Origin of the sequence: Phenylobacterium sp., from assembly GCF_030681155.1 — a bacterium.
Taxonomy (GTDB): domain Bacteria; phylum Pseudomonadota; class Alphaproteobacteria; order Caulobacterales; family Caulobacteraceae; genus Phenylobacterium.
Genome location: NZ_JAUXXE010000004.1, coordinates 21,407 through 33,174 on the forward strand (window position 1 = coordinate 21,407; position 11,768 = coordinate 33,174).

Annotated in this window: 12 protein-coding genes; 1 reads left to right on the forward strand and 11 read right to left on the reverse strand. The window is 66.9% G+C overall.

The window, feature by feature from the left end:
• Positions 1 to 45: 45 nt before the first annotated feature.
• Complete coding sequence (locus tag Q8M13_RS01140; RefSeq protein ID WP_305297782.1) at positions 46 to 1,866, reverse strand: DUF885 family protein; 1,821 nt, start codon at positions 1,864 to 1,866, stop codon at positions 46 to 48.
• Between the two features lie 90 nt (positions 1,867 to 1,956).
• Positions 1,957 to 2,526 carry a hypothetical protein gene (locus Q8M13_RS01145; protein WP_305297783.1) on the reverse strand — a complete coding sequence of 190 codons (570 nt, stop codon included), beginning with the start codon at positions 2,524 to 2,526 and terminating at the stop codon, positions 1,957 to 1,959.
• 170 nt (positions 2,527 to 2,696) lie between these two features.
• Between Q8M13_RS01145 and Q8M13_RS01150 the strand changes: the two genes are divergently transcribed.
• Positions 2,697 to 2,864, forward strand: a complete 168-nt coding sequence (locus Q8M13_RS01150) for a hypothetical protein (protein ID WP_305297784.1) — start codon at positions 2,697 to 2,699, stop codon at positions 2,862 to 2,864.
• On the opposite strand, the gene Q8M13_RS01155 is transcribed toward Q8M13_RS01150, so the two are convergent.
• The 9 genes from Q8M13_RS01155 to ppdK all read right to left on the reverse strand — a co-directional run.
• Positions 2,848 to 3,504: an HAD family hydrolase gene (locus Q8M13_RS01155; protein ID WP_305297785.1), complete on the reverse strand. Its 657-nt coding sequence runs from the start codon at positions 3,502 to 3,504 to the stop codon at positions 2,848 to 2,850. The genes Q8M13_RS01150 and Q8M13_RS01155 overlap by 17 nt on opposite strands.
• Positions 3,501 to 4,022, reverse strand: coding sequence for a GrpB family protein (locus Q8M13_RS01160; protein ID WP_305297786.1), 522 nt, complete (start codon positions 4,020 to 4,022; stop codon positions 3,501 to 3,503). The genes Q8M13_RS01155 and Q8M13_RS01160 overlap by 4 nt, the downstream gene beginning before the upstream one ends.
• A gap of 3 nt (positions 4,023 to 4,025) precedes the next feature.
• Positions 4,026 to 5,219 carry a M48 family metalloprotease gene (locus tag Q8M13_RS01165; protein WP_305297787.1) on the reverse strand — a complete coding sequence of 398 codons (1,194 nt, stop codon included), beginning with the start codon at positions 5,217 to 5,219 and terminating at the stop codon, positions 4,026 to 4,028.
• 56 nt (positions 5,220 to 5,275) lie between these two features.
• Complete coding sequence (locus Q8M13_RS01170; RefSeq protein WP_305297788.1) at positions 5,276 to 5,716, reverse strand: DUF488 family protein; 441 nt, start codon at positions 5,714 to 5,716, stop codon at positions 5,276 to 5,278.
• Between the two features lie 62 nt (positions 5,717 to 5,778).
• On the reverse strand, positions 5,779 to 6,813 hold the full coding sequence (locus Q8M13_RS01175) for a mechanosensitive ion channel family protein (RefSeq protein ID WP_305297789.1): 1,035 nt from the start codon (positions 6,811 to 6,813) through the stop codon (positions 5,779 to 5,781).
• A 6-nt stretch (positions 6,814 to 6,819) separates the two neighbouring features.
• On the reverse strand, positions 6,820 to 8,313 hold the full coding sequence (locus Q8M13_RS01180; RefSeq protein WP_305297790.1) for a hypothetical protein: 1,494 nt from the start codon (positions 8,311 to 8,313) through the stop codon (positions 6,820 to 6,822).
• 48 nt (positions 8,314 to 8,361) lie between these two features.
• Entirely contained in the window at positions 8,362 to 8,670 is a 309-nt protein-coding gene (locus Q8M13_RS01185) for a hypothetical protein (protein WP_305297791.1), read from the reverse strand.
• Positions 8,671 to 8,722: 52 nt separating this feature from the next.
• Positions 8,723 to 9,409, reverse strand: coding sequence for a GNAT family N-acetyltransferase (locus Q8M13_RS01190; protein ID WP_305297792.1), 687 nt, complete (start codon positions 9,407 to 9,409; stop codon positions 8,723 to 8,725).
• 67 nt (positions 9,410 to 9,476) lie between these two features.
• The coding region (gene ppdK / locus Q8M13_RS01195) for a pyruvate, phosphate dikinase (RefSeq protein WP_305297793.1) at positions 9,477 to 11,768 on the reverse strand (2,292 nt) is incomplete at its 5' end.

Genomic DNA, 11,768 nt, shown 5'->3' on the forward strand with positions numbered 1-11,768 from the left:
ACCGGCTCGTAGCCACCTTCCCGGCGCGCGGCCGACGCCGCCGCGCTAGGCCGGGAATATCTCCTTGACCGTGCGTTCCAGCACCACCAGCGGCATCGATCCACGGAGCAGGACGTCGTGGAAGGTCTTCAGGTCGAACTTGGCGCCGGCGCGCGCCTTGGCCTCTTCGCGCAGCCGCACCCATTCGGTGTGGCCGATCTTGTAGCTGCAGGCCTGACCAGGCCAGATCGCGTAGCGGTCGATCTCGCGCTGAGCCCGGCTGCGCACGAAGCCGGTCTTCTCCACCATGTAGTCGGTGGCCCGCTCGCGGCTCCAGCGCTTGGCGTGCATGCCGGTGTCGATCACCACACGGGCGGCGCGGAATTGCAGGGATTGGAGATAGCCGAGCTGTCCCAGCCGATCGCCCTCATAGGCTCCGAGTTCTTCGGCGAGTTGTTCGGCATAGAGGGCCCAGCCCTCCCCGTGGGCCGCGAAGCCGATCGCCACCTGGCGCAGGCGCGGGATCTCGGTCGAGGAGAGCGCGATCGCGCCCTCCCATTGGTGGCCGGGAATCGCCTCGTGATAGGTCAGGGTCGGCAGGGTGAACTTCGGCCACTCCGCGGTGTCCTTGAGATTGATGTAGAAGCGGCCGGGACGTGAGCCGTCCAGGGTCGGGGCGGTGGCGTAGCCGTTCGGCGCGCCATCCTCGATCTCGGGCGGCACGCGCACGATCTCGACCGGCGTCTTCGGCAAGGTCTGGAAGGCGCGCGGCATCTTGGACCGCATGGCGTCGGTCTGCACATTCAGCGCCTGCAGCAGTTCGGCGCGGCCCGCGTCGGTGTTGGCATAGAGCTGATCCGGACGCTTCGAGATCTGGGCCACACGCTCGCCCACCGTACCTTGCGTCAGGCCCTCGGCGCGCAGCAGGACGTCCATCCGCGCATCAAGATCGGCCACCTGCTTGAGACCGATCTGGTGCGCTTCGTCAGGCGTGAGGTTGGTGGTCGTCTGGAAGGCGAGCGCGCCAGCATAGAAGGCCTCGCCATCCGGAATTCTCCAGATGCCGGGCTCTGGGGTGGCCTGAGGCCGCGCCGCCTGAACCGCCGCGATCTGACGATCGACCGCCGGATAGACCTGGGCCGACACAATGGCCGCAGCGCGGGCGGCCCAATCGCCGGCAATCTTGGCTTCGGCCGCGCGGCGGGCTAGCGAGGTGGTCAAGCCGTGCTCCTGCGGAGCCGGCGCCCGGAGCCGGCGAAGCTGGCCCAAGGTCGCGTCGAGGGCGAAGTCAGGCGCGAGCACGCCGCGCGCAGCGTCCTGACGGAAGTCGGCGGTGTTGGCGTCGAGCGTCCCGGCGAATGCGGCCAGGCGGGTCAGATACGCCTCGGCGTCGCTGGCGGTCTTCACCGGATGCACCGAGTCCAGGAAGTCGGGCGTGGACTGGTAGACCCCGGAAAGCTGGCTGATCACGAAGGGGGAGTACGGGGCGTAATAGCCGCCCTCGCCGAACGTGAACCGCTCGCCGCCCTCGACGATCTTGCGATAGGCGTACTGGACGACGTCGAGGTCGGTCTTGCCCATCGAGGAGAGCTCGGCCTGGTCGATTGCCGAGAGCTGCGCGAGTCGCGCCTTGCGGGCGGCGACCCAGCGCGCGCGGGCGGCGGACGAGACGTCGTCGAGGCGGCCCCGCTGGACCGCGCGCTTTCCGGTATCCACGCCAAAGCTTGTCGCCAGTTGCGGCGCCTCGTCGAGGTCGGCCTCCCAGAAGCTGTCCAGGATCGCCCGCAGCCGGGCATCCTCCGGGGTCGCGGCCATCGCGATGGGCGGCGCGCCGGCCCAGGTGGCGGCCAGCGCAGCGGCGCTGGTCAGGAAAACGCGACGGTCCATGTGATTCCCCCCTCGCCGCTTCAGCGACGATGACAACGACCCTAGAAGAGTACTTGCGTCCCGAGCAAGTCGGAGCCGGCGCCAGGCACGCTAGGTTTCATCTCGTGAAGAGCGCCGTGCAAGATCGCGGCAATAGCGCTCGAAGTGCTTGGTCAAGTCGGGGCCAGGAGCGGGGAAGCTGCGGCTCTCGCCAGCATAGCTGACCGTGATCGTCGGAGCCTCGGACAGGGCGTCGAACCAGCCCGCAGGAAGAACTCCCTGACCTTCCACGAAGCGATACCGACCAGCTTCCCGAACGCCGTTTCCGACTTGGAAAGTCGCATCGCCAGCCTTAACGGCGAGTAGCGCCTTGCCGACCTGGGGCGCGAAGGTCCGCTCCTGCAGTCCCCCAGACTGAAGACTTGAGCAGGTGATCAGCAGTTCAGGGGCCCAGGCTTCTCCGCCATCGAAGACGGCCGTTCGCCGGCTGAGGCCGACACTGCCGACGACGCCGTGCGCGACCGCCCAATGGAAACGCTCGCCATTCAGATCGAAAGCCTTAGGCGGCGGCGCGCGATCAGAGTGGAACGCCGCCGACGAAAGCCCTGTCGCCGTCGCCAAGCCCGCCAGCCCGGCAAATGCAGCAAGGCAGACCAAACCGAACCGCGTATTGGGAGACATTTTCGACGCCCCACGAAAACAGGCTTTGGCTCAACCTAGAGTTATCGCCCGTCAAGTCCACCACAAACCCAGGTTTGCTCGGGTAACTTCGGACATACCGCCTGGGTCGCGGTAGACTGGGACTGACGGGCCGGCCGCCGATCTTGGCGAGTCCCCCAGCGGAAGCGCCGATGACACCACCCTCCAAGCCGTCAGATCCCAGGCGCCAAGCGACCTCGACCCGCAGCTATGCGCCGCCTACGCCCAAGGTTTCGCGCCAGAAGGCGGCCAAGGTGCTGACGCCGGCCGAACGCGCGGCGTTCCTGGCCTCGCGACCGGATCTCAAGCCGAAGGACTAAGGCTTGCCAGCAAGGCCGGCAGCTCGGCCATGCGATCGAACGGCTGGGCGCCAGCTTGGCTCAGTTCGAGCCCGGCGTCTGCACGGCCGCCGGTAAAGCCGAGGACGCGCATCTCGGCGGCCTTGGCGGCACTCACACCGGTGACGGAGTCCTCGATCACCACGCAGCGTGAGGGATCGGCGCCAAGCGTTCGGGCGGCGTGCAGGAAGAGGCCCGGATCCGGCTTCCACGAACCGACCTCGTAGGCGCTGAACACTCGCCCCTCGAAGCGACCCTGCAACCCGGTCAGGCTGAGGGTCTGGCTGAGCTTCGACATCGGGCCGTTCGAGGCGACGCAGACCGGAATCGAAATCGCCGCCAGAGCCTCATGGACGCCCTCGACCGCTCGCAGATCGGCCTCGAAGGCCAGGGCGGTGGCGTGGCGAACATCGTCGATGAATCCGTCGCCGACGGGGCGCCCAGACCGATTTTCGATCTGCGTCACGCAATCGGCGATCTTGAGGCCCCGAAACAGGGCCAGCGCTTCGGGCAGCTCGATCTGCGCCCCTGCTTGGCGCGCGGCCTGCGCCAACACGGCCAGGGCGATCTCCTCGCTGTCCACCAGGACGCCATCGGCGTCGAAAATGACGAGGTCGATCACGCGGCCAAGACGCTGGCCACAAAAGCGGACTTGCCAGCCGTATAGGCCGCGCGGTCCTGCGGATGCCGGGCCGCCAGCTCAACCTTCAGCCGCTCATAGGCCAGGGCGAGTTCGTTGTCCGCACGCAGCCGGTCGCGGAAACGCAGGCATTCGATCCAGCTTTCGCGCTGATGCTCCACAAAATGGGCCAGATGGGTGCGGGCCGCGCCCTTTCCGAAGACATGATGGCCGGGAACGCCGGCGTGGGCGGCGTAGTCATAGCCCAGGCGTTCCATAGCCCCGATCTGCGCCAGAGCGTCGTCCAGGCGAGGCAGGCCGATCAGCAGGTCGATGACCGGCTTGGCCTTGATCCCCGGGATCGAGGTGCTGCCGTAATGTTCGATGGCGACGACGACCGGGCCGAGGGCCCTGGCGATCCGCGCGGCCTCCTGATCATAGAGCCTCGCCCAGCCGGGCGCCGGGTCGGTCAAGAAGACCATGCCGGGGAGCAATCCCGGAAGCAGATCCGATCTCGTCATCGCCTAGCTCACCTCGTCCACCTGGGCCTGGGCGGCTTTCCAGTCCATGGCCATGCGGACGCGGCTTCCGACCGCGGGATGGTCGTAGAACAAGGTCTCCTCCAGCTTGGAGGGCGTCGCGGCGCGGTACTCGATGGTCTTGACCAACGCTCGGGCCAGGCCGTCCGGCTCGTTGACATGTTGTAGCGAGTAGCGGTCGGCGTCGGTCTCGACCGCGCGCGTGACCGAGAAGATGATCGGCGCGCCCAGCAAGCCCAGCACGGCCAGTATGATGCTGATGGCCGGGAAGCCGGCCGGGTCGGAAAGGCCGGTCACGCCCTTGGCGCCGGTGAGCTTGAAAACCGGCGTGAACAGGCGGGCGATCAGGAAGAAGCTGACCAGCGCCAAGCCGCCGAAGGTCAGGGCCATCCAGATCGAATGCATGTGCACATAGTGGCCCATCTCGTGGCCGACCACGGCCTTGACCTCGGCCAGGTCAGCGCCCTTGGCGAACATCACGTCGCTCATGGCGATCTGGGCCGTACCGAACAGCCCCGAGACGTTGGCGGTGTAGCGGTTCGACTGCTTGGAGCCGTCATAGATGTAGATCTTATCGTGCGGCACGCCACCGGCGACCGCCATCTCGACAATGGCGTCCCGGACAGGTCCGGCGGGCGCCTCGCGATAGGTGTTGAACAGCGGCTGCACGAACACCGGGGCCAGCACCATCATCACGATGATGAAGCCGGTCACCAGTCCGCCGCCCCATAGCCACCAGCGCTCGGCCGTCCGACGGATCAGCCAATAGAGCAGCGAGAACAGCAGCACCGAGACGATCAAGACGATAAAGGTGTTCAGCGTCAGCTCGGCCAGGAAGCCGCCGAGCGGCTGGCTGGTGAGGCCGTAGGCCGTTTCCCGCCACCACTCGGAATAGATCGTCCAAGGCAGGGTCAGCAGGGTCTCGAGAAGGGCGTAGAGCGCCAAGACCGCGGCGGCGGCCAGCCAGGGTCGCGCCTTGCGGCCCTCGATCCGGGCGCGAAGCCTGACGAGCAAGCCGGAACGCAGGACCAGCAAGCCGACCAGGATCGTGACCAGCGCGCCCCACAGCAACAGCCAGTGGCCGCCCTGGGTGTAGGCGACCGCCTTGGCGTGCGCCCCGGGCGGCAGTTGCGCCAGATAGGCGGCGGTCGCCGCAGCCGGATCGAATTGCTGAGCCATGCGCCCTCCCCTGTTGCCGCCGCAAGAGGCCAGAGAAGGCCTAGCTTGTCAGCCCCCTAGAGGTGCTCCACCGGACAGCCGAGGTCCTCGCAGATCAGCTCGGCCAGGATCTTGCGGTGACAGCCGTGGTGGTCGGCCTCGAAGCACAGCAGCGCCACCTTCTTGCCCGAGGCCAGTTCCTTGGCGCGGGCCAGTTCGAACTGGGCGGCGGCCTCGGACATGTGATCCTCGAAGATGGCGGTCATCTCGGCGATGTGGCCCTTGCGCGCCGCATCGCGGCCGGGCTTGGGGGTGCCGAGTTGGCGCAGGTGCACATAGTCGATGCCGGCCTCGGCGAGGCTGGCGGCCAGCAGGGTCTTGGAGAACCCCGCCAGGCGGGACGAGGCCACGGCCCGCACATCGACCAGGGTCTCGACGCCGGCCGCCTTCAGCTTGGCGATCACGACGTCCTGGGTCTGGCGCTCGTAGCCGATGGTGGCGAGGGGCTGCTTTTCCATAAGCCATAAATGGTAAAACGAGGGAGGTGCGCAATGATCCGGACGAAACGCCTGGGCCAACCCTAGCCGCCAGGGCGAGGCTTGGCCTGCAGCGGATCATCTGCGTCCTGCTCGGCGCCTCGCACCAGATCCTCGGCCGCGTCGTTGACCGAGCGCGAAGGCGTCTGAACCTGGGTCTCCTCCGGATCGGCATGCAGGCCCAGGGTTCGGCGCGCCGCCTCTCCTTGCTCGCCGAAGAAGCTGCGGACCCGCAGTTCCTGCTGGGGCAGCGGGATCTCGAAGCCTCCGGCCCGCAACGCGTCCTCGATGGCCCAGGTATAGGCCGCATGGGTGGCGTTAGGCCGCTTCACAGCCTCCAACGCCGGCCAGACGACCAGCTCAAAATTCAGCCCGTGCGTCGCAAACCCCACCAACCAGACCTGGGTTTTGCGCGCGCTGGTGTCCTTGAGGGTGAAAGGTATGTCGTGGGCGGCCCGCAGCACCGCCTCGCGCACCTTCTCCTTGTCGACGCCGTAGGCGACGATGAAGGGGATATGCATGCGCCGGGCGCCGTTCTGGTGGGTCCAGTTGGTGACCGGCGCCTCGATCAGGCGGGAGTTGGGGATCAGGACGTCGAGGTCGTCATTGTTGCGGACGCGGGTAGCCCGGGGGCCGATCTCGGCCACGATCCCGCGTTCGCCGGTCTGAAGCTCGATGTAGTCGCCGATGCGGATCAGCTTGTCGAACAGCAGGACCAGACCGGAGATAAACTCCTTGACGATGCCCTGCATGCCAAAGCCGAGGCCCACGCCAAGCGCCCCGGCGAACAGGGTCAGGGACGACAGGTCCAGGCCGAGCGTCGAGAACGCAGCGATGATCCCGAACACCACCAGGCCGTAGGTGGCCAGTTTTTCGAAAATGTAGATCGACGGCGCGGCCTGGCTGGCCCGCCCACGGACCCGGCGCAGGGCCGAGGCGACAATGCGCGAGGCTAGGACCGCCAGGGCGATGATGACAATCGCCGCCGCGAGCCCGCCGACCGTGATCGAGGACTTCCCAAGCTGGACCAGTTCAAACCTGCTGAACCGGAACAGGTCGGTGACGAGTTGATCGCCCATCGGAGACTACAGCTTGTCCGGATAGATCGGGGTGATGTCGACCGGGATGTCCTTCAGTGTCGCGATCACCTGCTCGGCCTGCGGGTCGAGCTTGGCGTAGCGGTCGAAGAAGGCGTTCATGCCGGCATAGTCGCCATCGCCCTGCAGGTTCACCAGTTCGGCGAGCAGGCTGGTGACGCCGGCCTGCATGGCGTCGTCGTTCACCCGGAACCGCTTCTGGCCTTCGTCCCAGGTGATGGCGCCCTTCTCGCGCAGGTAGCCGTACTGCAGCGCCGCCCCGCGGCCGTGAGCCTCGTCGGCGCCGAAGCGAGCAGCGCGGAAGATCCCGGCCAGATAGCTGGCGAAGAGCTGCGAGCGCTCGGCCTTGGGAAGCTCGCCCTTCTCCATCATGAAGAGGATGTTGTAGGCGCCCATGACGTCGGCCTTGGCTTCTTCAGCCGTGCCGCCGATGTCCTTGAGTTCGGCCGAAACGGTGGTGTCGCGGCCGTTCACCTTGATCGAGCCCGGGCCGAGGCTGTGGGACAACTCATGGAAGAGCGTCTCCAAGGTCATGTACTTTTTGCTGACCAGCGGGGCCTGTTCGGCGACCAGCACCCGGTCGCCCATCGGCTTGAGGATGCGGTCGTACTTGGCGCCCAGGACGTTGGATAGGATCACCTTCTTGGCGCCCTTGGCCTCACGCACCCGCTCGTCGTTGGGCAGGTTGAAAGCGATGGTCTGAGGTCCGATGGTGTTGTCCCCGCCGCCGCGCACCTGTTCGGCCACGGCGATAGGCGAGGCCCCGCCCCGCTGGAAGTTCTTGTAGCTGACGGCGACCGGCAGGTTCTCCTCCATCGCGCGGAGGTAGCCCTTGTACTTATCGAGCGCCTTGCTCTCGGCCGGATCCTTCAGGGTGACGAAGGCCTCGAAGGCGGTCTTCGCGCCGTAGATCTCGTCGGTGTAGGTCTCGTAGGGACCGATGGCGACCTCGATCGGCGTGCCTTCAAGGTCCATCCAGGCCATCTCGGATTCGAAATAGTCGTTGGACCTGAACGACTTGGCCCGCAGGGTCAGGAACTTCTTGAGGCTGGGGTTGGTGGTGATGGCCGCGGCCTGCTCAAGCAGCTTGGCGGCGGTTTCCAGCTCGGCCTTGTACTCGACATTGTAAGGGATGGTGACCAGCCGGTCACCCTGGCGGCGGACCACGGTGTAGCCATCAGTGATGGCGGCCTTCTGGTCCGGATGGGCGGTGAGGTAGGCGTCAAGCTGCGCCTTGGTCAGGCCCTCCGGATAGAAACCGTGGCCGGGACCATCGCCCTTCGCCTGCTTGGCGTAGATCACGGTCATCTGGTCGGCGGCCTTGATCAGCAGGTTCACCACCTGCCGCTCCTCGGGCGTCAGGAACCCCGACTCGACCTGCATCTCGATGCGCGCCAGGCCATCAGCCGAAACCGGCGAGGCGGCCAGGGCGGCGGACGGCAGGCAAATGGCCGCGAGCAGTGGGACGAGGATCCTACGCATAGGAAAAGGCTCCAGATTCCCCGTACCATCTGGCGGGACGCGCGGACCCTATCGGCGCGGTTCGCCGTCGTCGAGGATGGTAAGGCGGCGCACGACGAGTTCGTCGATTTCCAGTCGCTTGATCCGCGCCCGGCCCACGCCGATCTTGCCGATGGCCAGGCGTCCAATCGCCAGCGCCCCGACCGCAAAGGCGCCGAAGGCGACGGCGCCCAGGGCCATCGCGCCCATCGTCCCCACTCCTACCGCGCCGGCCGGCGTGGCGCGCGGCGCGACGAACACGGACTGTGGACGTGGCCGGCGCGAGGCCGTTCCCACGAGGGTCGCCGGATCGCGTCGAGTGCTCAGTTGCAACGCCATGCTTGTCTCCTTGTCGGTCGCGCCGAGCCTAACCCCGACCGCTGCCTCGGGGCTAGCGGCGCGTCAGGGTGGTCATGACCAGTTCACGGCGAAAATCGAAGCCGAGCGCCTGATAGAGCGCGATAGCCCCGGTGTTGTGGGCGTAGGAGTGCAGGAACGGGATCTCGCCGCGGCTGCGAATGCGCGCGGCGACCTCCAGCATAAGTCCGGCGGCGTAGCCCCGCCCCCGGTGATCGGGATGGGTGCAGACGCCGCTGACCTCGGTATGGCCCGGAGGCCGCATGCGCTCTCCGGCCATGGCCACGAGCTGGCCGTCGACCTTGGCGCCGACAAAGCGGCCGAGCTGGTGCGTGCGTGCGAAGAATGGCCCGGGCGCGGTGAGCGTAGCGAGCGCCAGCATCTGAGGCGCATCGGCCTCGGTCAGGTCTTCGAAGGCGAAGGCCGCCGTGCCGACCTGGTTCGGTTCGTCGGCCACCATCTGCCAGCAGACGGCACTGGTGCGGACGGCGACGCCTGGAATAGGCGGTGGCGGCTCGGCCTCGACCAGCGCCAAGTCGCCATGGGCGGCGACCAGGGCCGAGAGATCGGCCATGGACTGATCAGAGGTGTCAGGCGTCGCGGCGAAAAGGCCGTAGTCGGGAGCGAACCGCAGGGCAGAGCCTAACCCCAAGCTTAGCTCGGATTGCCGACCGGTAAGCACAGACCAGACCGGGCGGTCGAGGGGATGAACACTGCTCATCCCCCTTCCCTATCGTGAAGCGACCTCGGGTGTCATCCCGGCCAGGCGGTGGCCAGGCCAGCGCGCCCTAGCGGTCCTTTTCCATGCCGCCGACAGCGGCCTGAGCGGCGGCCAGACGGGCGATCGGAACCCGGAACGGCGAGCAGCTGACATAGTCCAGGCCGATCCGCTCGCAGAACTCGATCGAGGCCGGATCGCCACCATGCTCGCCGCAGATGCCAAGCTTGACGTCCGGGCGCACTGCGCGGCCGCGCTCGGTGGCGATCCGGATCAGGTCGCCGACGCCTTCCTGGTCGAGGCTGACGAAGGGGTCCTTTTCGAAGATGCCCTTCTCCAGATAGGCGTTCAGGAACCGGCCAGAGTCGTCGCGGCTGATGCCGAAGGTGGTCTGGGTCAGGTCGTTGGTGCCGAAGGAGAAGAACTCGGCGTTTTCGGCCAGGTCGCCGGCGCGGATGGCCGCGCGCGGCAGCTCGACCATGGTGCCGACCTGATACTCGATCTTCTGGCCGCGCTCCTTGAGCACCGCCTGGGCGACGCGGTCGGTGAGCACCCGCAGGTACTTCATCTCTTCGCCCTTGGCGACGAGCGGGTGCATGATCTCCGGGATCGGGGCGGTCTTGCCGCTTTCGGCGATCTCGCAGGCAGCCTCGAAGATCGCCCGGACCTGCATCTCGTAGATCTCAGGATAGGACACGCCGAGGCGGCAACCGCGGTGGCCCAGCATCGGATTGGTCTCGTGCAGTTCCTTGGCCCGGCGCATCAGCTTGGCGGCGTCGAGGCCAGTCGACTTTGCCAGGCCTTCGAGGTCGGCCTCGGTGTGGGGCAGGAACTCGTGCAACGGCGGGTCGAGCAGCCGGATGGTGACCGGCAGGCCTTCCATGATGTTGAAGATCTCGACGAAGTCGTTGCGCTGCATCGGCAGGATCTTGGCCAGGGCCGTGCGGCGGCCAGCCTCGTCGTCGGCGAGGATCATCTCGCGGACGGCGGCGATGCGGTCTTCGTCGAAGAACATGTGCTCGGTGCGGCAAAGACCGATGCCCTCGGCGCCGAACTGGCGGGCCATACGGGCGTCGAGCGGGGTTTCGGCGTTGGCGCGAACCTTCAGGCGGCGGGTCTTGTCGGCCCATTCCATCAGGGTGGCGAAGTCGCCGGTCAGCTCGGGCTCGATCATCTTCACGGCGCCGGCGAGGATTTCGCCCTTGGAACCGTCGACGGTGATGATTTCGCCGGCCTTGTAGGTGCGGCCGCGCACGCGCAGCTCGCCGATCTTGCCGTCGATCTGCAGTTCGCCGGCGCCGGAGACGCAAGGACGGCCCATGCCGCGCGCCACCACGGCGGCGTGGCTGGTCATGCCGCCGCGGGCGGTGACGATGCCGCGAGCGGCGTGCATGCCGTGGATGTCTTCGGGCGAGGTCTCGTCACGCACCAGGATGACCGACTCGCCGGACGACCCCAGGCGCTCGGCCTCGTCGGAATTAAAGACGATCTTGCCGGTCGCCGCGCCCGGCGAGGCCGGCAGGCCGGTGGTGATCACATCGCGCGGGCTGGCGGGATCGATGGTCGGGTGGAGCAACTGGTCGAGGCTGCCGGGTTCGACCCGCATCACCGCCTCTTCCTTGGTGATCAGGCCCTCGCTGGCGAGATCCACGGCGATCTTCAGCGCCGCCTTGGCGGTGCGCTTACCGTTGCGGGTCTGGAGCATATAGAGACGCCCCTGCTCCACCGTGAACTCGATGTCCTGCATGTCGCGGTAGTGATGCTCGAGCTTCTCGACCACCGCCTTGAACTGCAGGAAGACCTCGGGCAGCGCCTCTTCCATCGAGGGGGCCTTCTCGCCCATCTCTTCGCGGGCGATCTTGGTCAGGGCCTGGGGCGTGCGGATGCCGGCGACGACGTCTTCGCCTTGGGCGTTGATCAGGAACTCGCCATAGAGGCGCGCTTCACCGGTCGAGGGATTGCGGGTGAAGGCCACGCCCGTGGCGGATGAGTCGCCCATATTGCCGAACACCATCGACTGCACGTTGACGGCCGTGCCCCAGCTTTCCGGGATGTCGTGCATGCGGCGGTAGAACTTGGCCCGGTCGTTCATCCAGCTGGCGAACACCGCGCCGATGGCGCCCCAGAGCTGGAGGTGCGGATCCTGCGGGAAGGGCTTGCCCAGCTCGCGCTGAACGGCGTCCTTATAGTCCGAGACCACGCGTTCCCAGTCGTCGGCCGAAAGGCCGGTGTCGACGGTGACGTCCAGGCGCTCCTTATGTTCATCGAGGATCTCTTCGAACATGTGGTGATCCAGATCGAGGACCACGTTGGAGTACATCTGGATGAAGCGGCGATAGCTGTCGAAGGCGAAGCGGCGGTC

Bases quoted from the DNA above. Each gene is read 5' to 3' on its own strand.
- Q8M13_RS01140 (WP_305297782.1), bottom strand. From the start codon at position 1,866: ATGGACCGTCGCGTTTTCCTGACCAGCGCCGCTGCGCTGGCCGCCACC.
- Q8M13_RS01145 (WP_305297783.1), bottom strand. From the start codon at position 2,526: ATGTCTCCCAATACGCGGTTCGGTTTGGTCTGCCTTGCTGCATTTGCC.
- Q8M13_RS01150 (WP_305297784.1), top strand. From the start codon at position 2,697: ATGACACCACCCTCCAAGCCGTCAGATCCCAGGCGCCAAGCGACCTCG.
- Q8M13_RS01160 (WP_305297786.1), bottom strand. From the start codon at position 4,022: ATGACGAGATCGGATCTGCTTCCGGGATTGCTCCCCGGCATGGTCTTC.
- Q8M13_RS01165 (WP_305297787.1), bottom strand. From the start codon at position 5,219: ATGGCTCAGCAATTCGATCCGGCTGCGGCGACCGCCGCCTATCTGGCG.
- Q8M13_RS01170 (WP_305297788.1), bottom strand. From the start codon at position 5,716: ATGGAAAAGCAGCCCCTCGCCACCATCGGCTACGAGCGCCAGACCCAG.
- Q8M13_RS01175 (WP_305297789.1), bottom strand. From the start codon at position 6,813: ATGGGCGATCAACTCGTCACCGACCTGTTCCGGTTCAGCAGGTTTGAA.
- Q8M13_RS01180 (WP_305297790.1), bottom strand. From the start codon at position 8,313: ATGCGTAGGATCCTCGTCCCACTGCTCGCGGCCATTTGCCTGCCGTCC.
- Q8M13_RS01185 (WP_305297791.1), bottom strand. From the start codon at position 8,670: ATGGCGTTGCAACTGAGCACTCGACGCGATCCGGCGACCCTCGTGGGA.
- Q8M13_RS01190 (WP_305297792.1), bottom strand. From the start codon at position 9,409: ATGAGCAGTGTTCATCCCCTCGACCGCCCGGTCTGGTCTGTGCTTACC.